The 26,636-nt window shown below is 71.2% G+C and carries 29 protein-coding genes; 9 read left to right on the plus strand and 20 right to left on the minus strand.

The genetic code is table 11. The features are described 5' to 3' along the window. Positions 1-57 precede the first annotated feature (57 nt). Positions 58-918: a dihydropteroate synthase gene (folP, locus tag NGF19_RS19585; protein ID WP_252426470.1), complete on the plus strand. Its 861-nt coding sequence runs from the start codon at positions 58-60 to the stop codon at positions 916-918. 26 nt (positions 919-944) lie between these two features. On the opposite strand, the gene NGF19_RS19590 is transcribed toward folP, so the two are convergent. Then, positions 945-1,703: an LOG family protein gene (locus NGF19_RS19590; protein WP_252426318.1), complete on the minus strand. Its 759-nt coding sequence runs from the start codon at positions 1,701-1,703 to the stop codon at positions 945-947. Between the two features lie 189 nt (positions 1,704-1,892). Then, positions 1,893-2,972 (minus strand): succinyl-diaminopimelate desuccinylase, encoded by a 1,080-nt coding sequence (gene dapE / locus NGF19_RS19595; RefSeq protein ID WP_252426320.1) that lies wholly within the window; start codon positions 2,970-2,972, stop codon positions 1,893-1,895. A gap of 86 nt (positions 2,973-3,058) precedes the next feature. Between dapE and NGF19_RS19600 the strand changes: the two genes are divergently transcribed. Together NGF19_RS19600 and NGF19_RS19605 are read left to right on the plus strand one after the other, a co-directional pair. Continuing rightward, positions 3,059-4,018 (plus strand): VldE C-terminal domain-containing protein, encoded by a 960-nt coding sequence (locus NGF19_RS19600; protein ID WP_252426322.1) that lies wholly within the window; start codon positions 3,059-3,061, stop codon positions 4,016-4,018. A 331-nt stretch (positions 4,019-4,349) separates the two neighbouring features. Further along, on the plus strand, positions 4,350-4,766 hold the full coding sequence (locus NGF19_RS19605; RefSeq protein ID WP_252426324.1) for an ATP-binding protein: 417 nt from the start codon (positions 4,350-4,352) through the stop codon (positions 4,764-4,766). 90 nt (positions 4,767-4,856) lie between these two features. On the opposite strand, the gene NGF19_RS19610 is transcribed toward NGF19_RS19605, so the two are convergent. Continuing rightward, complete coding sequence (locus NGF19_RS19610) at positions 4,857-5,987, minus strand: bifunctional succinyldiaminopimelate transaminase/glutamate-prephenate aminotransferase (protein WP_308288504.1); 1,131 nt, start codon at positions 5,985-5,987, stop codon at positions 4,857-4,859. A 171-nt stretch (positions 5,988-6,158) separates the two neighbouring features. After that, a complete protein-coding gene (fdxA, locus tag NGF19_RS19615; protein WP_252426326.1) occupies positions 6,159-6,479 on the minus strand; it encodes a ferredoxin in 321 nt (106 codons plus the stop codon). Positions 6,480-6,619: 140 nt separating this feature from the next. Here fdxA and NGF19_RS19620 point away from each other — a divergent pair, with 140 nt between their 5' ends. Then, entirely contained in the window at positions 6,620-7,639 is a 1,020-nt protein-coding gene (locus NGF19_RS19620; RefSeq protein ID WP_252426328.1) for a GNAT family N-acetyltransferase, read from the plus strand. A gap of 24 nt (positions 7,640-7,663) precedes the next feature. Beyond that, positions 7,664-8,515: a transglutaminase family protein gene (locus tag NGF19_RS19625; RefSeq protein ID WP_252426330.1), complete on the plus strand. Its 852-nt coding sequence runs from the start codon at positions 7,664-7,666 to the stop codon at positions 8,513-8,515. 24 nt (positions 8,516-8,539) lie between these two features. On the opposite strand, the gene NGF19_RS19630 is transcribed toward NGF19_RS19625, so the two are convergent. The 10 genes from NGF19_RS19630 to NGF19_RS19675 all read right to left on the minus strand — a co-directional run bounded on the left by NGF19_RS19630 (position 8,540) and on the right by NGF19_RS19675 (position 18,204). Continuing rightward, complete coding sequence (locus NGF19_RS19630; RefSeq protein WP_252426332.1) at positions 8,540-9,154, minus strand: response regulator transcription factor; 615 nt, start codon at positions 9,152-9,154, stop codon at positions 8,540-8,542. Next, positions 9,151-10,353 (minus strand): sensor histidine kinase, encoded by a 1,203-nt coding sequence (locus NGF19_RS19635; protein WP_372505696.1) that lies wholly within the window; start codon positions 10,351-10,353, stop codon positions 9,151-9,153. The genes NGF19_RS19630 and NGF19_RS19635 overlap by 4 nt, the downstream gene beginning before the upstream one ends. After that, on the minus strand, positions 10,350-11,090 hold the full coding sequence (locus tag NGF19_RS19640; protein WP_252426334.1) for an ABC transporter permease: 741 nt from the start codon (positions 11,088-11,090) through the stop codon (positions 10,350-10,352). The genes NGF19_RS19635 and NGF19_RS19640 overlap by 4 nt, the downstream gene beginning before the upstream one ends. After that, positions 11,087-12,010: an ABC transporter ATP-binding protein gene (locus NGF19_RS19645; RefSeq protein WP_252426336.1), complete on the minus strand. Its 924-nt coding sequence runs from the start codon at positions 12,008-12,010 to the stop codon at positions 11,087-11,089. Before NGF19_RS19645 ends, NGF19_RS19640 begins: the two co-directional genes overlap by 4 nt. 132 nt (positions 12,011-12,142) lie before the next feature. Beyond that, entirely contained in the window at positions 12,143-14,350 is a 2,208-nt protein-coding gene (locus NGF19_RS19650; protein ID WP_252426338.1) for a hypothetical protein, read from the minus strand. A 224-nt stretch (positions 14,351-14,574) separates the two neighbouring features. Beyond that, positions 14,575-14,994 carry a DUF6113 family protein gene (locus NGF19_RS19655; protein WP_252426340.1) on the minus strand — a complete coding sequence of 140 codons (420 nt, stop codon included), beginning with the start codon at positions 14,992-14,994 and terminating at the stop codon, positions 14,575-14,577. Further along, positions 14,991-15,875 (minus strand): N-acetyl-1-D-myo-inositol-2-amino-2-deoxy-alpha-D-glucopyranoside deacetylase, encoded by an 885-nt coding sequence (mshB, locus tag NGF19_RS19660; protein ID WP_252426342.1) that lies wholly within the window; start codon positions 15,873-15,875, stop codon positions 14,991-14,993. The genes NGF19_RS19655 and mshB overlap by 4 nt, the downstream gene beginning before the upstream one ends. Before the next feature lie 85 nt (positions 15,876-15,960). Continuing rightward, entirely contained in the window at positions 15,961-16,566 is a 606-nt protein-coding gene (locus NGF19_RS19665) for a Uma2 family endonuclease (RefSeq protein ID WP_252426344.1), read from the minus strand. A 51-nt stretch (positions 16,567-16,617) separates the two neighbouring features. Further along, the gene (locus tag NGF19_RS19670; RefSeq protein ID WP_252426345.1) at positions 16,618-17,502 is read right to left on the minus strand and encodes a helix-turn-helix domain-containing protein; all 885 of its coding nucleotides are present in this window, start codon (positions 17,500-17,502) and stop codon (positions 16,618-16,620) included. Between the two features lie 219 nt (positions 17,503-17,721). Next, positions 17,722-18,204 carry an ATP-binding protein gene (locus NGF19_RS19675; protein WP_289735835.1) on the minus strand — a complete coding sequence of 161 codons (483 nt, stop codon included), beginning with the start codon at positions 18,202-18,204 and terminating at the stop codon, positions 17,722-17,724. A 146-nt stretch (positions 18,205-18,350) separates the two neighbouring features. On the opposite strand from NGF19_RS19675, the gene NGF19_RS19680 reads away from it, so the two are divergent. The 3 genes from NGF19_RS19680 (at position 18,351) to NGF19_RS19690 (ending at position 19,717) form a co-directional block, all read left to right on the plus strand. After that, positions 18,351-19,226, plus strand: a complete 876-nt coding sequence (locus NGF19_RS19680; protein WP_252426348.1) for a helix-turn-helix domain-containing protein — start codon at positions 18,351-18,353, stop codon at positions 19,224-19,226. After that, positions 19,223-19,435, plus strand: a complete 213-nt coding sequence (locus NGF19_RS19685) for a DUF397 domain-containing protein (RefSeq protein ID WP_252426351.1) — start codon at positions 19,223-19,225, stop codon at positions 19,433-19,435. The genes NGF19_RS19680 and NGF19_RS19685 overlap by 4 nt, the downstream gene beginning before the upstream one ends. A 72-nt stretch (positions 19,436-19,507) precedes the next feature. Continuing rightward, a complete protein-coding gene (locus NGF19_RS19690) occupies positions 19,508-19,717 on the plus strand; it encodes a DUF397 domain-containing protein (RefSeq protein WP_252426353.1) in 210 nt (69 codons plus the stop codon). Positions 19,718-19,730: 13 nt separating this feature from the next. On the opposite strand, the gene NGF19_RS19695 is transcribed toward NGF19_RS19690, so the two are convergent. Together NGF19_RS19695 and NGF19_RS19700 are read right to left on the minus strand one after the other, a co-directional pair. After that, entirely contained in the window at positions 19,731-19,895 is a 165-nt protein-coding gene (locus NGF19_RS19695; RefSeq protein ID WP_252426356.1) for a hypothetical protein, read from the minus strand. A 128-nt stretch (positions 19,896-20,023) separates the two neighbouring features. After that, the gene (locus tag NGF19_RS19700; protein ID WP_252426358.1) at positions 20,024-20,218 is read right to left on the minus strand and encodes a hypothetical protein; all 195 of its coding nucleotides are present in this window, start codon (positions 20,216-20,218) and stop codon (positions 20,024-20,026) included. A gap of 205 nt (positions 20,219-20,423) precedes the next feature. Here NGF19_RS19700 and NGF19_RS19705 point away from each other — a divergent pair, with 205 nt between their 5' ends. Continuing rightward, positions 20,424-22,592, plus strand: coding sequence for a prolyl oligopeptidase family serine peptidase (locus tag NGF19_RS19705; RefSeq protein WP_252426360.1), 2,169 nt, complete (start codon positions 20,424-20,426; stop codon positions 22,590-22,592). A 122-nt stretch (positions 22,593-22,714) separates the two neighbouring features. On the opposite strand, the gene NGF19_RS19710 is transcribed toward NGF19_RS19705, so the two are convergent. From NGF19_RS19710 to NGF19_RS19725, 4 genes are read right to left on the minus strand one after another with little or no spacing between them, the layout of a single operon-like run. After that, positions 22,715-23,752 carry an ABC transporter ATP-binding protein gene (locus tag NGF19_RS19710; RefSeq protein WP_252426362.1) on the minus strand — a complete coding sequence of 346 codons (1,038 nt, stop codon included), beginning with the start codon at positions 23,750-23,752 and terminating at the stop codon, positions 22,715-22,717. Then, positions 23,739-24,719 carry an ABC transporter ATP-binding protein gene (locus NGF19_RS19715; protein WP_252426364.1) on the minus strand — a complete coding sequence of 327 codons (981 nt, stop codon included), beginning with the start codon at positions 24,717-24,719 and terminating at the stop codon, positions 23,739-23,741. The genes NGF19_RS19710 and NGF19_RS19715 overlap by 14 nt, the downstream gene beginning before the upstream one ends. Positions 24,720-24,723: 4 nt before the next feature. Continuing rightward, positions 24,724-25,707, minus strand: coding sequence for an ABC transporter permease (locus NGF19_RS19720; RefSeq protein WP_252426366.1), 984 nt, complete (start codon positions 25,705-25,707; stop codon positions 24,724-24,726). Further along, positions 25,700-26,623 carry an ABC transporter permease gene (locus NGF19_RS19725; protein ID WP_252426368.1) on the minus strand — a complete coding sequence of 308 codons (924 nt, stop codon included), beginning with the start codon at positions 26,621-26,623 and terminating at the stop codon, positions 25,700-25,702. The genes NGF19_RS19720 and NGF19_RS19725 overlap by 8 nt, the downstream gene beginning before the upstream one ends. Positions 26,624-26,636 lie beyond the last annotated feature (13 nt).

Consider the following 26,636-nt stretch of genomic DNA (forward strand, 5'->3'; position numbering starts at 1 on the left):
CAGACCCTAAGGTCGCAGGCGGCCAAGGAACGGACGGAACGGAAGAGGTCTCAGGGGATGCTCAGGCTGGGCAGGCGGGAATTCGGCGCGCACGAGCCGGTGGTCATGGCGATCGTGAACCGGACCCCGGACTCCTTCTACGACCGGGGCGCCACGTTCCGCGACGAGCCCGCCCTCGCGCGCGTGGAGCAGGCGGTGGCCGAGGGCGCCGCGATCATCGACATCGGCGGGGTCAAGGCCGGGCCGGGGGAAGAGGTGACGGCCGAGGAGGAGGCGCGGCGCACGGTCGGCTTCGTCGCCGAGGTACGGCGCCGCTTCCCCGACGTCGTGATCAGCGTGGACACCTGGCGGCACGACGTCGGCGAGGCGGTCTGCGAGGCGGGCGCCGATCTGCTGAACGACGCCTGGGGCGGGGTCGATCCACGGCTCGCGGAGGTCGCGGCGCGCCACCGGGTGGGGCTGGTGTGCACCCACGCGGGCGGAGCGCAGCCGCGGACCCGGCCGCACCGGGTGCGCTACGACGACGTCATGGCCGACATCCTGGACGTGACCGTGGGCCTGGCCGAGCGGGCGGTGGCGCTGGGCGTGCCGCGCGAGTCGGTGCTGATCGACCCCGGCCACGACTTCGGCAAGAACACACGGCACAGCCTGGAGGCGACGCGACGGCTGGGCGAGATGGTCGCCACGGGGTGGCCGGTGCTGGTGTCGCTGTCCAACAAGGACTTCGTCGGCGAGACGCTGGACAAGCCGGTCAAGGAGCGGCTGGTGGGGACGCTGGCGACGACGGCGGTGTCGGCCTGGCTGGGAGCGCAGGTGTACCGGGTGCACGAGGTGGCCGAGACCCGGCAGGTCCTCGACATGGTGGCGTCGATCGCCGGGCATCGCCCACCGGCGGTGGCCCGCCGGGGCCTGGCCTGACACCCCGGCTCCCCCGCTTCCTGGCCTCAGCGCGCGGCCTCCTTCGACACCAGCGCCACCGCCTCCTCCACGTCGTCCGTCACATGGAACAGGAGCAGGTCCTTCTCCGCGGCCTTGCCCTGGGCCACCATGGTGTTCTTGAGCCAGTCCACCAGGCCGCCCCAGTACGCGGTGCCGTAGAGGACGATCGGGAAGCGGGTCACCTTCTCGGTCTGGACGAGGGTCAGGGACTCGAAGAGTTCGTCCAGGGTGCCCATGCCGCCCGGCATGACCACGAAGCCCTGCGCGTACTTCACGAACATCATCTTGCGGACGAAGAAGTAGCGGAAGTTCAGTCCGACGTCGACGTACGGGTTCAGGCCGTGCTCGTAGGGCAGCTCGATGCCGAGCCCGACCGAGACCCCCTTCGCCTCGCACGCGCCCTTGTTGGCCGCCTCCATCACCCCGGGGCCGCCGCCTGTGATCACCGCCCAGCCCGCCCGCGCCAGGCCGCGCCCGAGCCGTACGCCCGCCTCGTACTCCGGTGAGTCCACAGGCGTGCGCGAGGAGCCGAACACGCTGATGGCGGGCGGGAGTTCGGCCAGCGTGCCGAAGCCCTCGATGAACTCCGACTGGATGCGCAGGACACGCCAGGGGTCGGTGTGGACCCAGTCCGAGGGGCCGCCCGCGTCCAGCAGCCGCTGGTCCGTGGTGCTCGTCGTCACCTGGTCCCGCCTGCGCAGCACGGGACCGAGTCGCTGCTCGTCCGGTGGCACCTTCTTGCCCTCGGGGTTGCCGGTCGGCATGTGCGCTCCCTCCGCGTCGGGGTCTTCCCTGTTCAGGGCCGTCCCCCGCGCGGGCGGAGCCGGGAGTGGAGGGCGAAGCCGCGTTCCTGGGAGAAGGCCGTTCCACCCCAGCGTAGATCCGGGTGGGTCACGTGTGGGGGACCTCCGCCGGTCCGCCATGAACCGCCACGGTGACATCGAGGCGGTGGATCAGGACGTCAGCCAGGCCGTCAGGCGCTCCTCGCCCGCGAGGATCTTCGCCGTGTCCACGCGTTCGTCCCGCTTGTGCGCCAAGTGGGGGTTGCCCGGACCGTAGTTGACGGCCGGAACGCCGAGCGCGCTGAAGCGGGAGACGTCGGTCCAGCCGTACTTGGGCTGCGGGGTGCCGCCGACCGCCGCCACGAAGGCCGCCGCGGCCGGGTGCGTGAGACCGGGCAGCGCGCCGCCGCTGTGGTCGGTCACCACGAACTCCTCGACCCCGCAGTCCGCGAAGACCTCGTGGACATGGGCGATCGCCTCCTGCTCGCTCCGGTCCGGCGCGTAGCGGAAGTTGACCGTGACCACACACTCGTCGGGGATCACGTTCCCGGCGACGCCGCCCGAGATGCCGACCGCGTTCAGCCCCTCCCGGTACTCCAGGCCGTCGATGACCGGGTACCGGGGCTCGTAGGCGGCCAGGCGGGCCAGGATCGGGGCCGCCGCGTGGATCGCGTTCGCGCCCATCCAGCTCCGTGCCGAGTGGGACCGCTCGCCCTTGGTCTTCAACTGCATGCGCAGGGTGCCCTGGCAGCCGCCCTCGACCTGGCCGTCGGAGGGCTCGAGGAGCACCGCGAAGTCGCCCTCCAGCCAGTCGGGGTGGGCCTCGGCCACATGCTTCAGACCGTTGAGGTGTGCGGCGACCTCCTCGTTGTCGTAGAAGACGAACGTGAGGTCGCGGTTGGGCTCGGGGACCGTCGCCGCGATACGGAGCTGGACCGCGACGCCCGCCTTCATGTCGCAGGTGCCGCAGCCCCACAGCACACCGTCCGCCTCCAGCCGCGAGGGGACGTTGTCCGCGATCGGGACCGTGTCGATATGGCCGGCCAGGATGACGCGCTCCGCCCGCCCGAGGTGCGTACGGGCCACGACGTTGTTGCCGTACCGGTCCACCGTCAGATGCGGCAGCGCGCGCAGCGCGGTCTCGATCGCGTCCGCGAGGGGCTTCTCGTTCCCGCTCTCGGAGGGGAAGTCGACGAGCCGGGCGGTGAGCCGCGCGGCGTCCAGCGTGAGGTCAAGGGGGGTGTCGGCCATGTTGTCGACCCTAACGCGACCGGAGCGCCCGAGGCGTTTTCCACAGCCCCGGAAGGCCACTTGAGGCTCTCCAGTACCTTGTACGGGTGCCTGAGCCGTCCCCTTCTCCCCGTCGCCGCGGCCGTCTTCTGCGGAGCACCGCGGCCGTCATGGTCCTGTTCGCTGTCGTCGGCTATCTCGCCGTCCAGTACCTCACCGGTTCGAACGCGCCGAGATGCACGGTCGTTTCGGGACGAGGTGACAGGACGTCGTACGACTTCACACCGGAGCAGGCGGTCAACGCGGCGACGATCTCCGCGGTCGGCACCACCCGCGGCATGCCCGAGCGCGCGGTGACGATCGCGCTGGCGACGGCGCTCCAGGAGTCGGGCCTGCGTAACATCGAGCACGGCGACCGGGATTCGCTCGGTCTGTTCCAGCAGCGCCCCTCGCAGGGATGGGGCACCGAGCGGCAGATCATGGACCCGACGTACGCGGCGGGGAAGTTCTACGAGCACCTGGCCAAGGTGCCCGGCTACACGGAGTTGCCGCTGACGGTCGCCGCCCAGCGTGTGCAGCGCAGCGGCTTCCCCGAGGCGTACGCGAAGCACGAGCCGGACGCCACGCTGCTCGCCGCCGCGCTCACCGGCCACACGGCGGCCACGCTGACCTGCCAGGGCCGCCCGGCCCCCACCGCGACGGGCGGCTCGGACGCCGTACGGGCCGCGCTCGTACGGGACTTCGGGCGCGAGGTGCTGACGTCGGCCGGAGCGGAGGTGGGCGCCGAGCGGCCTTCGCCGTCCCCCACGGCCACGGCGAAGGGGACCACCGACACCGTGACGATCCCGGTGCCCCGGAAGACCACCACCTCGGGCACCGCCGACCAGCGGGGCTGGGAGCTGGCGCACTGGGCAGTGGCCAACTCCTCGTCGCTGCACATCTCGCGGGTCTCCTACGCGGGCCGGGTGTGGTCGCGCGGCGGGTACGCGGACCAGTGGCGTGAGACGGCCCATGTCTCGGACGCGAAGGCGTCGACCGGCCGGGTCCGTATCGTCATAGGCGAGTAGCTCGACCGGCTCGGCCAGCAGTACGAGCCTTCCCTCCCCGGGGTTGTACACGGCGCGCCTCGGTGACGAGGCGCGCCGACGTGCGTACCGCCCCTTCCGCAACGCCAAATCCCCTGGCGGCGAAGGGACTTGGGGATCTCGACGGTCGATTCGCGCGAGGATCGTTTGCCCGATTTCCTCCCCACCTGATAATGCGACGCATTGCCAACTCTTTGCGGCGGGCCACCGCAACCTTCGCGGGTCTCGAGCGGTAGTCACTGCGTCCGAGCCCGCGACGGCATCAGCGGGCACGGTCGGACACTTCACCGTTCTCTCCCGTCTAAGGAGCACCATGTCCCTCCCCCTGACCCGTCGGATCGCCCGTGCCGCGCTGCTGATCGCGGCGGGAGCGGCACCCGTGGTCGGTGCGGCCGGCTCCGCCGGTGCGGCGACGACCGACCTTCCGGGCACCCAGAACCTCGGCGGGCTGACCAACCTCCAGGGCGCGCAGATCGGCAGCGTCGACGGCGCCGCCCAGAAGGTCGCCGGGGTCGCGGGCCACGTCGGCCACACCGCGGTCAAGAAGGCGACGCCGGTCGCGCAGAAGGCGGCGGGTCGACTCGTCGGGACCACGACGCCGGTCGCGCGGAAGGCGACCGGGGCCGCGACGGGACAGACCGGCGGTCTGCTCGGCGACACCGCGAAGAAGGCGACGGGCGGCCTGCCGACGCAGGGACTGCCGCTGCCGGGGCTGCCGCTGGGCGGCTGAGCCCGGGGCGCAAGGCCGACGGCGGAGGGGCCGGGGAACGTTCCCCGGCCCCTCCGCCGTATAGCCGCATAGCCGTATGCGTGCACAGCCTTACGCGCGGGACAGCCGCTCCACCGCCGCCGCCACGCGCTCGTCCGTCGCCGTCAGCGCCACGCGGACGAACCGCTCGCCCGCCGAGCCGTAGAAGTCGCCGGGGGCGACCAGGATGCCCAGGTCGGCGAGGTGGGCCACGGTGTCCCAGCAGGACTCCTCGCGCGTCGCCCACAGATACAGGCTCGCCTCGCTGTGCTCGATCCGGAAGCCGTGCCGCACGAGCGCGTCGCGCAGGGCCGTACGACGGGCCGCGTACCGCGCGCGCTGCTGCGTGACGTGCGTGTCGTCGGCGAGTGCCGCCACCACCGCCGCCTGCGTCGGCGCCGACGTCATCATGCCGCCGTGCTTGCGGATCTCCAGCAGCGGGCCGAGGACGGCCGGGTCGCCCACGAGGAACGCCGCCCGGTAGCCCGCCAGGTTCGAGCGCTTGGACAGGGAGTGGACGGCGACGATGCCCTCGTACGAGCCGCCGCACACGTCGGGGTGCAGGACCGAGACGGGCTCGGCCTCCCAGCCCAGCTCGAAGTAGCACTCGTCGGAGAAGACCAGGACGCCGTGCTCGCGCGCCCAGGCCACGATCCGGGTCAGCTCCTCCTTGCCCAGCACCTTGCCCGTGGGGTTCGACGGGGAGTTGAGCCACAGGAGCTTCAGGCCCGTCGGGTCGAGGGCGGTCACATCGTCGTAGACCTCGTGCTCCGCGCGGGCCAGGCGGGCGCCGACCTCGTACGTCGGGTAGGCCAGGCGCGGGTAGGCGACCTTGTCGCCGGGGCCGAGGCCGAGCTGCGTCGGGAGCCAGGCGACGAGTTCCTTGGAGCCGACGATCGGCAGGACGTGGTGGTGGGTGAGGTCGCGGGCGCCGAGGCGGCGCTCCGCCCAGCCCGTGATCGCGTCGCGCAGCTCGGGCGTGCCCCAGACGGTCGGATAGCCCGGGGAGTCCGCGGCGGCGATCAGCGCCTTCTGGATCGACTCGGGGACCGGGTCGACCGGGGTGCCGACGGACAGGTCGACGATCCCGCCCGGATGCGCGGCGGCCGTCTTCTTGTACGGCTCCAGCTTGTCCCACGGGAACGCGGGCAGGCGGTCGCGCAGCGACGGCCGGGACGAGTGGGGATCTGAGACTGCGGACACGGCGATCGGCTCACTTTCTGCTACGACGACACCCGCAACGGGCGCCGTAAACGCCTCGGTCCCGTGCGGCGCGGGCGGGCGCCGTACGGGACCGAGGCGATGAAGGTTCCCCCTGGTTCCTGTGGTTCCCGGTGGAAGCCGTGGAACCAGGGAGAGGACGTACAGTGCCGCTTACTTGTTCATCGGGGGCAGCGCCGCGATGAAGGGGTGGTCACGCTCGATCAGCCCCAGCTTGCTGGCGCCACCGGGCGAGCCGAGCTCGTCGAAGAACTCGACGTTCGCCTTGTAGTAGTCCTTCCACTCCTCGGGAGTGTCATCCTCGTAGAAGATCGCCTCGACCGGGCAGACCGGCTCACAGGCTCCACAGTCGACGCATTCGTCCGGGTGGATGTACAAGGACCGCTGGCCCTCGTAGATGCAGTCGACCGGGCACTCCTCGATGCACGCCTTGTCCTTGACGTCGACACAAGGCTCTGCGATGACGTAGGTCACGCTGTCGTTCCTCCTCGGTAGGGCGCTGGCGGGCCTCCTCAGGCTCCGCCGCCTGGCGCGCGGGAGCGCGGCGTCGTCGATGCCCGCCCCTAGTATCTCCGTTCTTGGGCATGATCCGAACAGGAGGGGTGAACTGACCTGTGGAAATATCTGCGGGCGGACGGCTCGAAGTCCGTATCACCGCCGCTGACGTGGGCAAACGCGTCTCCGTACGGTGTGTGACCGAACAGGCCTCCGCGGGTGAGAAGTACACCGACACGGTCGGCGTGCTCACCTCATGGGGCGGCGGTGTGTTGATGATCACTCGCCGGGACGGGGAGAGCGTGCGGATCGCGGAGTCCTCGATGGTCGCGGGGAAGGTCGTGCCGGCCGCTCCCGCCCGCCGCAGGGGGCCCTCGGCCTCGTACGAGGAGCTGGCGCGGATCTCCGCCAGGGCCTGGCAGCCGGTGCTGCGGGAGCGGCTCGGCGACTGGGAGCTGCGTGCCGCCGCCGGATTCACGCGCCGCGCCAACTCGGTGCTGCCGCTGGGCGATCCCGGCCTGCCGCTGGACGAGGCGCTCGCGGCCGTACGGCGCTGGTACGCGGCCCTCGGCCTGCCCGCCTACGTGCAGCTCGCGACCGGCGCGGAGGGCACTCAGGAGCTGCTGTGCGCGGAGCTGGCGGCGCGCGGCTGGACGCGGGAGGTGACCGCCGAGCTGTGGACCGGCGCGCTGGCCCCCGTGGCGGACCGCGAGGCCGGTGGCGTACGGCTCACGCGCACGGTGGACGAGGAATGGCTCGCCCGCTACCAGCGCAAGGGGCTGAGCGAGGTCGCGCTGAAGGTGCTGGGCAGCGGGCCCTCGGTGTGGTTCGCGACCGTGCCGGGGGCGGCGGGCGCTCCCCCGGCGGCGATCGGGCGCTGTGTGGTGGACGGGCGGTGGGCCGGTTTCGCGGCCGTCGAGGTCGATCCCGCGCAGCGCCGCAGGGGGCTCGCCACGACCGTGATGGCGGCCCTGTCCCAGCGGGCCCTCGACGAGGGCGCCTCGGCGGCCTGGCTCCAGGTGGAGTCCGGCAGCGCGGCGGCGCGGAGCCTGTATACGGGGCTGGGCTTCGGGGCACACCATGCGTATCACCACTACCGGGAGCCCGAGGGTTCCCACGGCCCGAACACCGGTTCCTGACCGGTGCTGTGAGAGGTTCCAGGCATGCGCGCCCTCCGTCCCCCAGAGCCCGAGCGAGCCACCGACATACGGCGGCGGTTCGCCGAGGAAGCACGCTCCGAGCGGCCCGATCTCGTGACGCTGTGCCTGCTGGTGGGCGCGGCGGCGGACGGGTCGCTGGACGAGGCCGGGTTGGACGCCGCGCAGATCGAGTTGGACCGGCTGGCCGGGCAGTTGCCGTACGCGCCGGGCGGGCCGCGCGCCTGGGCCGCCGCGCTGGCCGACCTCCTCGGTGGGCGCTGCGGGTTCCACGGGGTGGCCGCGGACTACGGGCGCCTGGAGTCCTCGCTGCTGCACGAGGTGCTGCGGCGGCGGCGCGGGCTGCCGATCCTGCTGTCGGTGGTGTGGCTGGAGGTGGCCCGGCGGGCGGGTGCGCCGGTGTACGGGGTCGCCCTCCCCGGGCACTTCGTCGTCGGGTTCGGGCCGTTGGACGAGCAGGTGCTGGCCGACCCGTTCGACGGCGGCCGGGTGCTGACCGGCGGCGACGCCGAGCTGCTGGTCGCCGGGGCCACGGGGGCGCCGCTGGATGCGTCGATGCTCGACCCCGCCGATCCGCTCGATGTCGTCCTGCGGATCCTCAACAACATCCGCGCGTGGGCCGCCGCCCGGCCCGAGCGGTCGGATGTCGCCTTGTGGGCGGTCGAGTTGTCGCTGCTGCTGCCGTCGCATCCGGCGCGGCTGCGGTACGAGCGGGGCCAACTCCTCGTGCAGTGCGGGGACTTCCTGGGTGGGGCGGCCGAACTCGACGCGTACGCCGAGCTGGTGTCCGCCGTGGACGCACCGGCGGCGGAGCGGGTGCGGGGGCAGGCGCGGGCGGCTCGGGCGCGGCTCAACTGAGCTGTTGTCCGGCCGACTCGGCGATCACAGCCAGCCCTTCTCCCGTGCCATCCGTACCGCCTCCGCGCGGTTGCGGACCGCGAGCTTCTGGATCGCCATGGAGAGGTAGTTGCGGACCGTGCCCTGGGACAGGTGGAGGGCTGCGGCCAGTTCGGCGTTGGTGGAGCCGTCCGCCGCCGCGCGCAGGACCTCGCGTTCGCGGTCGGTCAGCGGGTTGGCGCCGTCGGCCAGGGCCGCCGCCGCCAGCGTGGGGTCGATGACGCGCTCTCCGGCGAGCACCTTCCGTATCGCCTCGGCGAGTTGGACCGCGGGCGCGTCCTTCACCAGGAAGGCGACGGCGCCCGCCTCCATCGCGGAGCGCAGATAGCCGGGGCGGCCGAACGTGGTGAGGATGACCACCTTGAGGTCCGGCTGCTCCCGCCGCAGCGCCGCCGCGGCCTCCAGGCCCGTGGCACCCGGCATCTCGATGTCGAGCAGGGCCACGTCGAGGTCGTGCGCGCGGGCCGCCGCCACGACCTCGTCGCCGCGTGCCACCTGGGCGACGACCTCTATGTCGGCCTCCAGCCCGAGCAGTGCGGCCAGTGCCTCGCGGACCATCGACTGGTCTTCGGCCAGGAGGACCTTGATCGTGCTGCTCATGCCGGGGATCCTATGTCGGTGCCGGAGGCGACCGGCACGCGGGCGGCCAGCTTGAAGCCGCGCTTGGCCCGGCCCGCCTCCAGCATGCCGCCGGCCTTCTCCAGGCGTTCGGTCAGTCCGGTCAGTCCGTTGCCGGGGCCCGTGTCGGGGCCGCCGGAGCCGTTGTCCTCGACGGAGAGTTCGAGGAAGGCGCCGTCCAGGGTCTGGCGGCGGAACACGTCCACCGTGCAGCGGCTCGCGCCGCTGTGCCGCACCACGTTGGTGACGGCCTCGCGCAGCGCCCAGGCGAGCGCGGACTCGCTCTCCTCGGGGATGCCGTCGAGATCGGGTTCGGCGGGCAGTTCGGCGCTCACTCCGGCGGCGGTCAACGCGACCCGGGCACCGGCCAGTTCGGCGGACAGCCGGGGGCGCCGATAGCCGGTGACGGCCTCGCGGACGTCGACGAGGGCCTGGCGGCTGACCTGTTCGATGTCGGCGACCTGCTGGGCCGCGCGTTCGGGATGGTCGGGGAGCATCCGGCCGGCCAGCTCGCTCTTCAGGGTGATCAGGGAGAGCGAGTGGCCGAGCAGGTCGTGCAGATCGCGGGCGAGGCGCAGCCGTTCCTCGTTGGCGGCGAGCTGGGCGACGGTGGCGCGGGCCTGGCGCAACTCGATGGTGATGTTCACGAGTTGGCGTACGCCGGTCATCGCGAAGCCGATGAGCAGCACCAGCAGGAGCAGGGTCCACATGCCGTCCCCGCCGTCGTGCTCGACCACGCACAGCATGGCCACGGCGGTCAGCGGGATCGCCCCGTACGCGATCTTCAGCGGGAAGGTCGCCCCGCAGACGACCGACACGTACACGAAGAGGCCGACCCACTGCCCGCCGAGGGTGAGGCTCAGGACGACGGCGAGGACGCCGAGCACGGCGGCGAGGACGCCGACGACGGGCCCCGGGAACGGCCGGCCCATGTTGCGGAAGACCAGCGTCAGATAGATGCCGGTGAAGGCCGCGAGCCCCAGGCAGCCGGCCACGGTGGCGGCCGTGCTGTGGGGCCCGGAGACCAGGTCCTCCACCGGCGAGCTGAGGAAGATCAGCCAAGGGAGGATCCAGAGCAGCTTGCGCAGCACCTCGACCCGGTTGCGGGACGGGCGCACCATCCGCAGCAGCCGCTCGGCACGGGCTTCACCGGATCGCAGGTCTTCCGTCGTGGCGCTCACGCCTTCAGTGTGTCCTTCCGGTAGAGCCAGGCCGCGCCGCCCGTGAACAGGACGAAGAAGACGACGAGGATGGCGATGTCCTGGGCGTGCGGAGCCCGGCTCTCTTCGATGGCCTGCCCCAGGGCGGCGTACGCGTGCGTGGGCACCCACTTGGTGGCGCTCTGCAGCCAGTCGGGGAAGGCCGTCGTCGGCATCCACAGGCCACCGAGGATCGACAGCCCGAAGTAGACGATCATCGTGATCGGGCGGACCGCGTCACCGCTGGCGAGGTAGCCGAGGGCGACCCCGAGCGCGGCGAAGACCAGGCTGCCGGCCCAGATCGCGCCGGTCAGCGCGAGCCACTGCCAGGCGTCCAGGCGGACGTGCTTGACGGCCGCGGCGACGGCGAAGACGACCACGATCGAGGGCAGGCTCACCACGGCGGAACTGGCCGTCTTGGCGAGGACGTACCCGCGCCCCGGCAGCATGGTCAGCCGGAGCTGCCGTACCCAGCCGCTCTCCCGCTCCTTGGCGATGCGCTCGCTGTTGCCCATCAGGACGGCGGTCAGGGCGCCGAAGGAGGCCATGGAGACCATCATGTACGTCGGGAGGGTGAGACCGCTGCCGTCGACCTTCGTCGTACTGTCCGCCTTGCCCGCGATGAGCAGGAACAGGGCCGACGGGTAGATCACCGAGAAGAACAGGAACTTGCGGTTGCGCAGGGCGCGGGCGAGTTCGAGCTTGATCAGGCTGTTCATGACTGCTTGGCCTCCTCGGCCTCCGTGATGGCGACGAACGCCTGCTCCAGACCGAGCCCGGCGACTTCGAGGTTGCGGGGGTAGACGCCGAGACCGTAGAGGGCGTGCACGGTCGCGTCGGCGTCGGAGGACTGGACCCGGACGGTCTGGCCGCTTATGTCGATCGAGGTCAGGAACGGCAGGCGGCGCAGGGCAGCCTCGTCGAACGCGCCCTCCAGGTCGAAGGAGACACGGCGGGCGCCGGCCTTCGCCTTGATCTCGGCGGCGGTGCCGTCGGCGAGCAGCCGGCCGCGGTGCAGGACCAGGACCCGGTCCGCGATGGCGTCGGCCTCTTCGAGGTAGTGGGTGGCGAACAGGACGGTACGGCCCTGGTCGGCCTGCTCGCGCATGGTGGCCCAGAACGCCTGGCGGGCGGAGACGTCCATGCCGGTGGTCGGCTCGTCCAGGACGATCAGGTCGCTGTCGCCCGCGGTGGCCAGTGCGAAGCGCACGCGCTGGGCCTGGCCGCCGGAGAGCTTGTTGACCTTGCGGTCGGCGATCTGGGACACGCCCGCGCGGGCCATCACGTCGTCGACCTTGAACGGCTTCGGGTGCAGCGCGCAGGCGAGCCGCACCAGTTCGACGACGCTGACGTCCTCCATCAGTCCGCCGCTCTGCAGCATGGCGCCGACGCGCCCGGCCACGATCGCCTGGCGCGGGCTGGTCCCGAACACCTTCACCGAGCCACTGTCCGGCTGCTTGAGCCCGAGGAGCAGATCGAGGGTGGTCGACTTGCCCGCGCCGTTGGGCCCGAGCAGGGCCACGGTCTCTCCCGGATGCAGCTCCAGCGACAGCCCGTCGACGGCGCGTACGTCACCGTAGGCCTTGGTCACCTGCTCGAACCCGACCGCCCTGGAGGCGGCCCCCGTTGTCATCGTCATGCCGCAATGATCGCGGAGCGAGGGCGCGCGGTGGCAGTGTCGGCTGTCGGCACTCCGACATGACAGATGTCACCCCGCGCCGCGAGGGGCACGGGGCAACTCCTGTCCTGCTGGCCGGGGTTGGTGGACGTGCTAGCTGGGGTCGGTGTCGATCTTGGCGACGCGCTCCGTCGCCGTCTTGCCCAGCAGCGCGGGGCGCAGTGCCTGGATCACGTCCGTCACCGCCACCGGCGTCTTCTGCCCGGTGCCACGCGCGATGAGGACGCCGTCGAAGGCGTGGCCGTACAGCTCCTTGAGGGCTTCCTTGTTGTACGACTCGACCAACTTGCCGTCGACAGGCTTCACTTCGAGGAACTTCCACAGGGAGTTCTCGGGGCTGAGCAGCACCGAGTGACCCGGGTCGGTCATGACCGTCACCCTGTCGGACATCGCCGGCTCGGCGAACTCCTTCATCATCCGGTCGACCTCGGCGTTCGCGATCGTCGGCTGACGGGTGGTCGTGGCCACCTGTACGGGGGCGCTGGTGTTGCTCTCCACCTGCTTGCGGTACGCCTGTTCGACGGTCTTGGTCGAGGCGGCGAGGTCGATGCCCTTGCCCGCCTTGCCGTACACGGCGACGGCGCGGCCGGACTCGAACTTGATCGTGCCCTCGGTCATCGCCCCGGAGCCGCCCCCGACACGCCCGAGGGCGGCCTGGAGCTTCTCCACGTCGACGGGGATCACCGGCTGGACGACGCGCTTGCGCTCGAACAGGGAGCGGATCACCGAGACCGGGTTGTAGTCGCTCTGCGCGGCCTTGGCGACGGTGGCCTTGCTGTCGACCTGGAGGCCCGACTGCTCGGGCTTGAGGGCGACCGTCTTGCCGCCGATCGACAACCGGAGCGGCTTGTTCGTACGGCTGGCCAGCGCGGCGTCGAGCTTCGCGGCGGCCTCGTCGCGGGTGCCGCCGCCGATGTCGACGCCGAGCACGGTGGTGCCCTTGGGGACGTCGGAGTGGTTCATCAGCAGTCCGGCGCCGTAGGCGACACCGGCGAGGACGACCACGCCACCGCCCAGGAGCACCAGCTTGCTGCGGCCCTTCTTCTTGGCCGGCTTCGCGCTGGGGGCGGGCTTCGTCTCCTTCGGGGGCGTGCTCGGCAGCGGCCCGTCGGAGGGGGCTCCCGCCGCGAACGACCCGAGCCCGTTCTGCTTGCCCAGCGGGGTGCCGGGGACGCCGCTCGTGACGGTCTGCCCGGAGACGTTGCCGCGGGGACCGGGGGCCTTCCGCGGGCCCGGTTCGGCGGGCTTCTGCGGGGTGAGGACCGCGGTGTCGTCGCTGAGCCCGCCGACGGGACGTCGCTGGCCCGCGGCGGCACCAGGAGCGCCGGGGGCGCCGGACGCGCCGGGGACATCGCGGACGCCGGGAGCGTTCGGGCCGGGGCGGCCCGCCGCGGGGCCCGGGGGCGGGACGAGCGGTCCGTCGCCGGTGACCGGGCCGCCGGTCGGGCCCGCCGGGCCACGGAAGCCCAGGTCGGGGACGGGCGGCGGGTTCTCACGGAGAGGCCAGTCGTCGTCGGGGTCTATGACCGGGAGCTGGGCGGTGCTGGCGGCCACGGCCTCGGACACGTCGAAGGAGCCGGTGCCCCCGCCGTGGCCCGGCGCGACGGGGCCCGCGCCCGCGGCACCCGGGAGGCCGCTCTTCGTACCACCGGGGCGTACGCCGCCGCCGGGGGACGCGGTGGGGCGCGCCCCACCCGTACCGTTCGCACCCGGACCACCCGGACGCCCGGCGCCCGCACCGGGGCCGGACTGCGCGGGCGCGGCGCCCTGCGTGCCCTGCGCACCCTGTGCGCCGTTCGCACCGTTCGCGCTCTTCGGGCTGTTCGCACCGTTCGCGCCGTTCGCACCCTTCGGGCCCGAACTCCCGGACGAAGCGGCGCCGTTGGCCGGGCCGCCGCCCTGACGGCCCTTGGCCGTCGAGGACTTGCGGGGCGCGAACCAGTCGCTCGTGGGCTTCTCCTCGGCCGCCGGGGAGGGCTCCGCGGGGCTCTCGGGGACGCTCGGCACGCTCATGGAGGCGGTCGTCTGGGGATCGGCGTCGGTCTCGTCCACGGCGCCCTCCTCCTCGACGGGCTTGCGCACGACCACCGGCGGAATGGGCCGGGACCCGGGGATGTTGATCCGGATCCGGGTGGTCAGCGTGGTCTCGGTCTTGCGTTCCTCCGACTGCGTGGCCGAACGGCTCGCGTCGACACCGTCCCCGGGTGCCATGGGGGTCCCGTACGGCGGCGTCCCCGACGGGTAGGCGGTCGCGCCGCTCCCATGGGCTCCAGCGGACGAACTGTCAGTTTCACGACTCAAGGCAGGTTCTCCCGGTTGGCTCCGCCGCCCGCATCGACCTCAACAGGTGGGGGTCCCCCTGCTCGAGCATGGCCGAGAGCTCGGGGGAGACTCGGCGGTGCGCACCACCATACTGGCCGCTCGCGATGCGCAGAGCGCGCCCGTGGGGAAACCCGCACGCGACCACCACGTCCGTGCCGCGCGCGAACGAGACGTCCGCGAAGTCCTGACGGCGAAGTCGTACGTCACTTGCCAAGTCGGGTGGCGGGGCCGCCCGATGACCGCCCACCGGCAAGGGTGGCGCAGATCACAGCCACGATCATGCCGCCGAGCAGGAACAGATACGACCCCGCGCCCGCACTGAACAGGAAGTCGCCTTCGGGCCGGCTGGAGGTCAGCAGGACGACGGCGATCATCCACCCGGCGGCGGGAGCGAGCGCCCCCGCGCGGGCGGCCGTGGCCCGCGCCCCGCCGACGAAGAGCCCCGCCGCGCCCGCGAGCGCGAGCAGCAGCCCGCCGGGGAACCAGCCGGACTGCACCAGGGCGCCCGCCACACCGACCAGCGCGCCGAGCAGGAGAAGGCCGAGGTAGGCGGCCATCCGCCCGAAGGAGGGCATTCCGAGGGGCTGTGCCAGCCCGCTGGGCCGCTGTCCGGTCGGCGTCATGACGCCACCCCCTGAAAGAGATCCGTCTCCCGGCCGTCGGCCGAGGCGCCGCGTACCAACTCGTAGTACTCGGTGGTGAACAGCGGCTGCGCCAGGTTGTTGGAGAGCGCGAACCACGGCTCGGCGACCTCGATCTGGGTGGCGTGCGCCCGCATCGCCGAAGCCTTCGCGGCGGCGAACTCCGAGCCGTCGATCTCCGTGGTGATCACGGACTCGTCCACGACACCGGGCACATCGTCGACGGCGGCCACCTTCGTGAAGGGCGTCGCGTCGATTTCCTCGCGCAACCGCGCGAAGGCGGCCTCCGCGACCGGCCGCGGCATCCGGTTCCAGTAGATCCTGCCGATCTCCCAGGCCGTGCCGAGGTCCGGGCGGAAGCCGGGATCGGCGGCCAGCTCGGCGGCGCGCATCGCGACGCGGTGGGCCTGGATGTGGTCGGGGTGGCCGTAGCCGCCGTCGGGATCGTAGGTGACGAGGACCTGGGGGCGTACCTCCCGCACGACCGCCACCAGATGACCGGCGGCCTCGTCCAGGTCGGCGGACCAGAAGGCGCCGGGGCGACGGTTCTGCTCGGTGCCCATCATCCCGGAGTCGCGGTACCGCCCGGCGCCGCCGAGCAGGCGGTGGTCGCGCACGCCGAGCCGCGCCATGGCGGCGGCCAGCTCGTCGGCGCGGTACGGGCCCAGCGCGTCGTCGCGGTCGGGCGCAAGGTGCGCGAGACCGGGCGGGATGACCTCGCCCTCTTCACCGAGCGTGCAGGTCACCAGCGTCACCTGCGCGCCCTCGGCCGCGTACTTGGCCATGGTCGCGCCGTTGTTGATCGACTCGTCGTCCGGGTGCGCGTGCACCAGGAGCAGACGCCGGGAGGGCAGATCCGTCATGGGACCACCCTACGAGGCCCTGGCCTCCTTGCTGGTTGTCACCCCTGATCGGCAAGGACGTGAGCGATGGCCGATGACAGCCGTCTCACCTCTGCCTCTCGTCCGTGTAGCGCGGCAGACCGTCGGTCGAGATCGTCCAGTCGGCGATCGTGACGTCCTCGCCGTAGACGAAGTCCTTGCGGGTGGCGTAGCGGGGACCATCGGGGGTCGGATGGATGTCGGAGAGCACGGCGCCGGTGCCGGTGCGGGGGTCGAAGATCGCGTAGGCGGGGATGCCCATGAGGGGATAGTCCCGGACCTTGCCCACCCAGTCGTTGTCCGGGTTGGAGCGGGAGACGATCTCGACGGCGGCGATGAGCGAGCGGGGATCGAAGGACCCGTCACCTTCCATTTCCGCCTCGGCGATCACCATCACGTCGGGGTGCCGCATGATGCTCTCGGGCTCGTCCTCCACGTCAGGCTCTCCCGTGTGGGCGACGATCTCCTCCGGCATGACCCGCTCCAGGCGCTTCCGGAGACGCAGCGCGGTCAGCTCGTGCTGATTCACGGGCGCCATCATGTCGTGGACGAGTCCTTCTTTGGTGATCTCGAACTTGCCGGGAAGGGTGTCCTCCACGGACCGAACGAAGTCCCGCATGACTCGATAGGCGTGGGAGGGGCCCGGCCGCGCGCTGTCCGGTGCGATGGTCATGGCGCTCGCTCCTCGTCGTCTGCACCCAGGGGCAAGGATCTCGCTCTCACGTCAGGCGACCTCCGGAAGACCGGATCGGCAGTCGCGGCAGCGACCGGGGGCAGGGGCGCGGAAGGCGCGGTCGCAGCCTTCGCAGGTCTGGAGCGGGTCTCGTACGGGCAGCGGGGAGGCCGGTGCGCGGAACGGCGGCGGGGGCGGCAGATGGGCGGTGAGACGGTGGGCCAGCAGGGCTGCGGGGCGTCGTAGCCCTTCGGGCGGGAGGTCGGCGGTCAGCGCCTGGTGTACGGCGGCTGGGCTCAGGTCGCGTTCCAACCAGGCGGCGACGCCGGGGGCCAGGTGTGCCGTGTCGTCGACCGACAGGAGGAGGCGCGGATCGCGGCGGCGCAGGTCGGTGAGGAGGTCGGTGGCGGTCCGGAGAAGGGCTGGGGCGGTGCATGCCGGTTGGGGTACGGCAGGGAGGGGCTTGCGGCCCGTGCGCGGTGGACACTTGGCCGGTGTCTCCGCCGGTCCTACCGGCCGGGCAGGGCAACTGGACCTGTCAGGGCAGCGCCGGACCGTTGGCTGATTGCAGGAGGTTGTCCGGGTGACGATACGTCCGCCGGGGGTCCGTTCGCGTTGGCGACGCAGGTAGCCGTGGGTCTCCAGTTCGCGCAGTGCGGCGGCGATGCGCGTGGCCCCCTCGGGGAAGCGGGCGGCGAGGGTCTTGATGTCGACGCGGGAACCCTTCGGCAGGGACTGGATGTGGCAGGCCAGGCCGATCGCGAGGAGGGAGAGGTCCGGGTGCTGGGTGAGGTGGTTGCCGATCACCGTGAAGCGGGTGGTGTGGCGGGTGTTGTCGTGGATCAACCCGCCGGAGTGAGGCCGCCGGTTCGGGTGCTTGCTGCCCGTAACAGGGGCGTGGGCGCGCGGCGGCGCGCTAGGGTTCTGCTCATCCATCGGGAAGCCCTCATCTTCCTCGGTGGTCAGGCCCTCGCATTGGGATGCCAGTCCCGGCGAGGGCCGTCGCATGTCTGCGGATGTGTTGCGCTGAGCGTAGAACCGTGCGGGGCCGCGAAACCCAGCCGAGTCAGGCATATTCACCCGCCCGAGTGAGCGTGGGCACGGGCGTGAGGGGCGGGGTTTGGTGGGGGTCATTTCCCCATCCGTTCTTGGCTATCAGTCGCTGACGCGACCGGAGCACGCGGGGGCGGGATCCGGTGTCCGAAGGTCCAGTTCAGCCCAGACGGTCTTGCGTGGGAACCGGCCCTCTTCGACGTGCCAGCGATCCGCGAGCGCATCCACGAGCAGCAGGCCGCGGCCGGACTCGGCGAGCACGTCGGACACTTGGAGCTCGGGCAGGCGGTCACCGCGCGTGTCGGTGACCTCGATGCGCAGCGTGCGACCGACCACGTAGAGCGTGAGACGGAAGCTGCGACCGGGCAGACGGCCGTGGGTGGCCGCGTTGGCCGCCAGCTCGGCCACGATGTGCGTCGCGGGCTCCGCCGGGATCCCCCAGTTCCGGAGCTGATCGGCCGCGAGCAGCCGGGCCAGGCGGGCACCGCGCGGGGTGGAGGACAGCAGAGCGGTGAAGTCGGGTACGGCGTCGTGGTGTTGGGCCCACGCCCGCCCCTCTGCGGATTTCTGATTCACGTCACTCAGAGTGGCCGGTGACGCTTACCGTGGTGAGTGACCAGGCCGTTGCGTACGGTGACTGTCCGCCTGTTGTCCGGTGCTGTCCGGGCCTGTCGACGACGGACGTACGGGTGCGGGCGTTAGGCACGGCAGTACGACGGAAGGGCACGCTGATGACTGTCGACGCAGATGCGGCACGACTCAAGGACGAGACGGACGAGCCGGGTTGGGAGGTGGATCCGGACGACGAGTGGGGCCTCGCGGTCATCGCCACCGTCGGGCGCCAGTTGAAGCTGCGGCGCGAGGCGGTGGGGATGAAGGCTGGCGAGTTCGGCAAGGCCATCGGCTACGGCGAGGACATGGTCTACAAGATCGAGGGCGGCAAGCGGATTCCCCGGCCCGAGTATCTGGACAAGTCGGACGAGGCCCTGGGCGCGAACGGGCTGATCTCGGCAATGAAGGAGGACGTGGCCAAGGTCCGGTATCCGAAGAACGTGCGAGACCTGGCGAAGATGGAAGCCAGGGCGGTCGAGCTCCAGCTCTACGATCCGTTGAACGTGCATGGCTTGTTGCAGACGCCGGAGTACGCACGGTCGTTGCTGCTGATGCGGCGGCCTGCCTACTCCGAGGACGAGGTGGAGCGGTTCATCGCCGCGCGCATGGCTCGCAAGGCCGTCTTCGAGCGATCCCCGGCGCCTGAACTCAGTTTCGTCCTGGAGGAGTGGACACTTCGACGCCCGCTGGGAGGGAGGGACGCGCTGCGCCAACAGCTTGAACATCTGCTTGAGACAGGGCAGTTGCGGAACGTGGAACTCCAGGTGATGCCGATGGACCGCGAAGAGCATGCCTGCGTGGACGCCGGGATCGAGCTACTGAAGTTCAACGACGGCTCGACAGTGGGCCGTTCGCAGGTAGTGGCCAACGGTCGACCGGTCTCGGAAGCGAGGCAGCTCCGTATCCTCGAACTGAGGTATGGCATCATCCGAGCACAGGCGCTCACGCCGCGTGAGTCGACAGCCCTTATCGAGCGACTGCTGGGGGACACATGATCCGCAACACCGCGCCCGAGGTTGCCTCCGAGCCAGCCTGGTTCAAGAGCAGCTACAGCAGTGGCAGCGAGGGCGACTCCTGCGTCGAGATCGCCACAGTCCCCGGCACCGTCCACGTCCGTGACTCCAAGGACGTACAGGGCCCCCAGCTTGCCCTGTCCGCCACGGCATGGGGCGACTTCCTCACGTACGCCCAGACCGCGAAGTGACCGTAGAGGCGACGCCCAGGCTCTCACGCCGAGGGAGTCGACTGCCTTCATCGAGCAACTGCTGGGAGAGACATGATCCGCAACGCCCCGACCGGGGACACCCCCGAACTGGCCTGGTTCAAGAGCAGTTACAGCAGCAGCAGCGAAGGTGACTCCTGCGTCGAGATCGCCACGATGCCCGGCACGGTACACGTCCGCGACTCCAAGAACGTCGAAGGCCCCCGGCTCATGCTGACGTCAGAAGCCTGGACCCACTTCGTGTCGTACGCGTCCGAGGTCTGACCCGACCGGCCGGTTACTCGGCCTCGGCCTCCGGTACGTCCACCTCGCCGCCCAGGGAACAGGCGATGGCCGTGAACCCGTCCAGGGCGGACTGGAGGTCACGGACGATCCCCTCGGCCATCACCTCGGGCGGCATGCGCGGCGTCATTGCGGCCCCCGCGTAGCTTGTCGAAGGCATCGCGACTCCAGCCGACGAGCACACGGGCCGGAGGCAACGCGGCGAACTCCGGTGCCACGAAGGGGCGGAAGCAGGCGCGCCAGGGCGGGCTTCGGTCACTCGGTGACCGAAGCCCGCTGGCAGGCCGCTCAGAACTTGATGCTTCCGATCATCCCCGCGAGGTTCGTCGTGAGCTGAGTGATCGTCGGCGCGATCGTCGACGAGGAGAGATAGAAGCCGAGCAACATGCACACGACCGCGTGCCCGGCCTTCAGCCCTGACTTCTTGACCAGAAGGAAGACGACGATCGCCAGCAGCACCACCGCCGAAATCGAGAGTGCCACGGCGGCTCACCTCCAATGATCCACAGGGACGCGGGGGTTCGGACTACGGGGTAACAAATCCATGAGGACATACCCACGTTGGGAAATCCACACAGATGCCAGCGGGTTTCTTACCCACCGTGCGCCAGTGATCATAACTATCCGTACGTGCGCATCGATCGGCGCACAGCCGCACAAGGGGGCGCATGGCCAATATGGTCAGGGCATGACGAGCGAACCCGATTCCTTCCCTCGACGGCACGCGCGGACCCAGCGATTCACGCTCGGCGCCCCGCGTTCGTTCACCGTCTCGCCCGATGGTTCTCGTGTCGTGTTCCTGCGCTCCACGTCCGGCACGGACCGCGCTCACCACCTCTGGGTCCTCGACACCGCGGAGGGTGTGGAGCGTCCCGCGGCCGACCCCGGTGCTCTGCTGAAGGGCACCACCGAGCAGGTGCCGCCCGAGGAGCTGGCCCGCCGCGAGCGCAGCCGTGAGGGGGGTGCCGGCATCGTCGGCTACGCCACCGACGCAGCCGTGGAGTTGGCCTCTTTTGCCTTGTCAGGGCGGTTGTTCATTGCCGAGCTGCGCGCGGGCACGGCGCGCGAACTGCCCGCCGCGGGCCCGGTGATCGACCCGCGTCCGGCCCCCGACGGACGGCACATCGCGTACGTCGCGCGGGGCGCGCTGCGCGTGATCGGCGCCGAGGGCGAGGGCGACCGGGCCCTTGCCGAACCGGAGTCGGAGTCCGTCTCCTACGGCCTCGCCGAGTTCATCGCGGCCGAGGAGATGGAGCGTTCGCGGGGCTTCTGGTGGTCGCCGGAGTCCGACCGGATGCTGGTCGCGCGCGTGGACGACACGCCGGTACAGCGGTGGTGGATCTCCGATCCCGCGCATCCGGAACAGGCGCCGCGACAGGTCGCGTACCCGGCGGCCGGAACCGACAACGCGGACGTACGGCTGTTCGTCCTGGGCCTCGACGGGTCGCGCACGGAGGTCGTCTGGGACCGGGTCGGCTACCCGTATCTGGCGCGAGTGCACTGGTCAGCGGCGGGTGCGCCGCTGATTCTGGTCCAGTCGCGCGACCAGCGCGGCCAGCTCTTCCTGGCGGTGGACCCGGACACGGGCGCCACCAGGATGGTGCACGCCGACGAAGATCCAGTTTGGCTTGAACTTTTCCCTGGTATTCCCTGCTGGACCCCCTCAGGACAGCTCGTGCGGATCGCCGACGAGGGTGGCGCGCGCGTGCTGACGGTGGGCGAACGCCCTTTGACGGGGCCGCAGTTGCACGTACGCGCGGTACTCGATGCGTCGGACGACGATGTACTGGTCTCGGCGTCGGCCGGCGAGGCGGCCACTTCCCCGGAGATCGGCGAGGTCCACGTCTACCGCGTCAATGAACTCGGCGTGGAGCGCGTCTCCCAGGAACCCGGCGTGCACGCGGCGGTGCGAGCCGGGGGCGTGATCGTACTCGTCTCCTCGGTCCCTGGCCAACCGGGCACCCGGGCGCGGGTGTTGAGCGACGGCAAGCGCAACGAGGCGGGTGGTGCCCGGAGCGGCCCGACCGGTGGCCCCGCGAAGACCCTGACCGTGGCGTCATATGCCGAACACCCGGGTTTGTCCCCGCGCATGACGCTCACTCAGGGGGGCGCACGCCGAATCCCATGCGCCGTGCTTATGCCTACGGACTACTCCGGTGACACCTCCCTGCCCGTCCTGATGGACCCCTATGGCGGCCCGCACGGTCAGCGCGTGCTGGCCGCGCACAACCCGCATCTGACCTCGCAGTGGTTCGCCGACCAGGGCTTCGCGGTGATCGTCGCGGACGGCCGGGGCACCCCGGGCCGCTCCCCCGCCTGGGAGAAGGAGATCAGGGACGAGGTGGCGGCGGTCGCGCTCCAGGACCAGGTCGACGCGCTGCACGCCCTCGCCGAGGACTTCCCGCTCGACCTGGACCGGGTCGCGATCCGCGGCTGGTCCTTCGGCGGCTATCTCGCGGCGCTCGCGGTGCTGCGCCGCCCGGACGTCTTCCACGCGGGCGTGGTCGGCGCGCCGGTGACCGACCTGCGGCTCTATGACACCTTCTACCAGGAGCGCTACCTCGGGCACCCCGCGGAGCAGCCGGAGGTCTACCGCCGCAACTCGGTGATCGACGACGCGGGCCTGGTCGGCGCCGCGGACCCGGCGCGGCCGATGATGGTCATCCATGGCCTGGCGGACGACAACGTGGTGATGGCCCACTCCCTGCGCCTGTCCTCGGCGCTGCTGGCCGCGGGCCGCCCGCACGAGGTGCTGCCGCTGTCCGGGGTGACGCACATGACCCCGCAGGAGACTGTCGCCGAGAACCTGCTCCTGCTCCAGCTCGACTTCCTCAAGCGCGCCCTGAAGCTCGACTGACCGCGCACAGCGGGCCGGGGCGGCATGGCTGCCCCGGCCCGCACACGGCACCCGCACGGCCGTACGCCGTTCACTGTCCTGCGCGCGTATATCGGTCACGTGTCGATCAAGTTGCCTGCGTGTTAACGGAGTTCGCGTCCGGCTAGGGAGTTCTCCGCGAAGTGGCACGCCGAGTCGTGCGCGGCGGGACCCCCTGCCGTACGGAGCGTCTCGGGCACCGCGAGCAGCGGCACCTCCCGTACGCAGCGCTCCTGCGCCTTCCAGCAGCGGGTACGGAACCGGCAGCCGGAGGGGATGTGGGCCGGGGAGGGCACGTCCCCGCCGAGGATGATCCGCTCCCGGTGCTCCCGCGCCTCGGGGTCGGGCACGGGCACGGCGGACAGCAGTGCCTGGGTGTAGGGGTGGGTCGGGTGGTCGTAGATCTCCGTGTGGCTGCCTTGCTCCACGATGCGGCCCAGGTACATCACCGCGACCCGGTCGGAGATGTGCCGGACGATCGAGAGGTCGTGGGCGATGAAGACGTACGACAGGCCGAACTCCTCCTGAAGTCCCGCCAGCAGGTTGATCACTTGGGCCTGGACGGACACGTCGAGCGCGGACACCGGCTCGTCGGCGACGATGATCTCCGGGCGCAGCGCCAACCCCCGTGCGATACCGATGCGTTGGCGCTGGCCGCCGGAGAACTGGTGCGGATAGCGGTTGATGTACTCGGGGTTGAGCCCGACCACGTCGAGCAGGTCCCGTACCCGTCGGCGCCGGTCGCCTCTGGGCGCGGCCTCGGGGTGGATCTCGTAGGGTTCGCCGATGATGTCGCCGACGGTCATCCGGGGGTTGAGGGAGGTGTACGGGTCCTGGAACACCATCTGGATGTTGCGCCGTACCGCCTTCAGGGCGCGCGGGGACAGGCCGGTGATGTCCTCGCCCCGGTAGCGGATCGCGCCGGCCGTCGGCTTCTCCAGGCTGACGAGCAGCCGGGCGACGGTGGACTTGCCGCAGCCGGACTCGCCGACGATGCCGAGGGTCTCGCCCCGGCCGAGGGTGAAGTCCACGCCGTCGACGGCCCGTACGGCGCCGATCTGCTTCTTGACGAGGATGCCCCGGGTGAGCGGGTAGTGCTTGACCAGCCCGCTGACCTCCAGGATCGGTTCAGTCCCGGTCATGCAGGCACTCCTTCCAGAAGTGGCAGGCGCTCGCCCGGTTCTTTGCGACCGTGTGGAGCGGGGGGACGTCGGTGCGGCACACGTCGCGCGCGAGCGGGCAGCGGGGGTGGAAGGCGCAGCCCGACGGGATGGCCATGAGGTTGGGGGGCAGGCCCTTGATGGCGTAGAGCCGGCCGCCCTTCTGGTCGAGCCGGGGGACGGAGTCGAGCAGGCCGCGGGTGTAGGGGTGGGCGGGCGCCTTGTAGATGTCGTGCACGGGGGCGGACTCGACGACGCGGCCCGCGTACATGACGGCGATGCGGTCGGCGACGTCGGCGACGACGCCGAGGTCGTGGGTGATGAGGACGAGGCCCATGCGGTACTCGCGCCGCAGTTCCGCGAGCAGGTCCATGACCTGGGCCTGGACGGTGACGTCGAGGGCGGTGGTGGGCTCGTCGGCGATGATCAGCGCGGGTTCCAGCGCCAACGCCATGGCGATCATGATGCGTTGGCGCATACCGCCGGAGAACTGGTGCGGGTAGTCGCGGACGCGGTGGGCGGCGCCCGGGATGTGCACCCGGTCCATCAGCGCGACCGCGTGGGCACGGGCGTCCTTGCGGGACATGCCCCGGTGCACGATGAACATCTCGCCGAGCTGGTCGCCCACGGTGAGGACGGGGTTGAGGGCGGACAGCGCGTCCTGGAAGATCATCGCCAGTTCGGCGCCGCGGATCCGGCGCCGCTCCTCCTCCTTGAGTCGCAGCAGGTCACGCCCCTGGAAGAGGATTTGGCCGCCGGTGATCCTGCCGGGCGGGCTGTCGAGGATGCCCATGACGGCCTGGGCGGTGACGGACTTGCCGCTGCCGGACTCGCCGAGCACGGCGAGGGTCTCGCCCGCGTCCACGCCGTAACTGACCCCGTTCACGGCCTGGGCGATCCCGTCACGGGTCCTGAACTCCACGTGCAGATCGCGCACTTCGAGCAGCACGGGCTCACCTCAGCTTCGGATCGAGGGCGTCGCGCACGGCGTCGCCGAGCATGATGAACGCGAGCACGGTGATCGCGAGGGCGCCGGAGGGCCACAGCAGCGCGTGCGGGGCGTTGCGGATGTACGGGGAGGCGGCGGAGATGTCGATGCCCCAGGAGACGCTCGGCGGCTTCAGTCCGACGCCGAGGTAGGACAGGGTCGCCTCCAGGGCGATGTAGGTGCCGAGCGCGATGGTGGCGACGACGATGACCGGCGCGACGGCGTTGGGCGCGATGTGCCGCAGCAGGATGCGGGAGTCGGAGGCGCCGAGGGCGCGGGCGGCCAGGACGTAGTCGTTCTGTTTGGCGGTGATGACCGCGCCGCGGGCGATACGGGAGATCTGCGGCCAGCCGAGCAGCACGATGAACCCGACGACCGGCCAGACGGTGGTGCTGGTGACCACGGAGAGGAGGACGAGGCCGCCGAGGAGGACCGGGATCGCGAAGAAGGTGTCGGTGATCCGGGACAGGACGGCGTCCCAGCCCCGGCCGAAGTATCCGGCGAGGCCGCCGAGGACGGAGCCGAGGAGCGCGACGCCGAGGGTGGCGCAGACGCCTACGGTGACCGAGGTGCGGGCCCCGTGGACGGTGCGGGTGTAGACGTCGCAGCCCTGGCCGTCGTAGCCGAACGGGTGCCCGGCGCGCGAGCCGTCCAGGGCCTTGGAGAGGTCGCAGCTCAGGGGGTTGCCGGGGGCGATCAGCGAGGGCCGGATCGCGAGGACGACGAGGAAGAGGATGACGAGCGCGGAGGCGAGGAAGACGGGGTTGCGGCGCAGGTCGTGCCAGGCGTCGGACCACAGGCTGCGCGGCTTGCCCTCCGGGCCGGTGCCGCCCGGTCCGCCGGGCGTCTTCTCCAGGGTGGTCGCCTCGCTGGCGGCGAGGTCCATGGTGCCGCCGGTGCCGGTCGCGGCCATGGCGCCCTCGGGCTCGTACGGCGGCTGCTCAGGCATAGCGGATCCTCGGGTCGAGTACGGCGTACAGCAGGTCGACGAGCAGGTTGGCGATCAGGAAGACGAGGACGAGGACGGTCACGAAGCCCACGACGGTCTGGGTGTTCTGGCGCAGGATGCCCTGGTAGAGCTGGTAGCCGACGCCGTGGATGTTGAAGATCCGCTCGGTGACGATCGCGCCGCCCATGAGGGAGCCGATGTCGGTGCCGATGAAGGTGACGACGGGGATGAGCGAGTTGCGCAGCAGATGACGGGTGATCACCCGGCGGCGCGGCAGCCCCTTGGCGATGGCCGTGCGGACGTAGTCGGAGCGCTTGTTCTCGGCGATGGTGGTGCGGGTCAGCCGGGTGACGTAGGCGAGGGAGACCGAGGCGAGGACGAGCCCGGGGACGATCAGTTCGCCGAGGGCGGCCTGCGGGGAGACCGAGGGCCGGATCACGCCCCAGCGGACGCCGAACAGGAGTTGGAGCAGCAGACCGGTGACGAAGGTCGGCACGGAGATGACGACGAGGGTGAGCAGCAGGACGGAGGTGTCCATGGGGTGCCCGCGGCGCAGCCCGGTGAGCACGCCGAGCGCGATCCCGATGACGATCTCGAAGGCGATGGCGACGAGGGTGAGCCGGATGGTGATCGGGAAGGCCGTCCCCATCAGCTCGGTGACGCGCTGTCCGTTGAAGGCGGTGCCGAAGTCGCCGGTGAAGACATGGCCCATGTAGGCCAGGTACTGCTGCCACACGGGCCGGTCGAGGCCGAACTCCCGGCGCAGCCGGGCCGCGGTGGCGGGGTCGCAGCGCCGCTCGCCGCACAGACCGGCGACGGGGTCGCCCATTACGTGCACCATGAGGAAGATGAGCAGGGTGGCGCCGAAGAAGACCGGGATCATCTGCAGCAGGCGCCTGATGACGTACCGTCCCATGGGGGCTCCGGGT

This window comes from Streptomyces macrolidinus, assembly GCF_023887685.1.
GTDB lineage: Bacteria > Actinomycetota > Actinomycetes > Streptomycetales > Streptomycetaceae > Streptomyces > Streptomyces macrolidinus.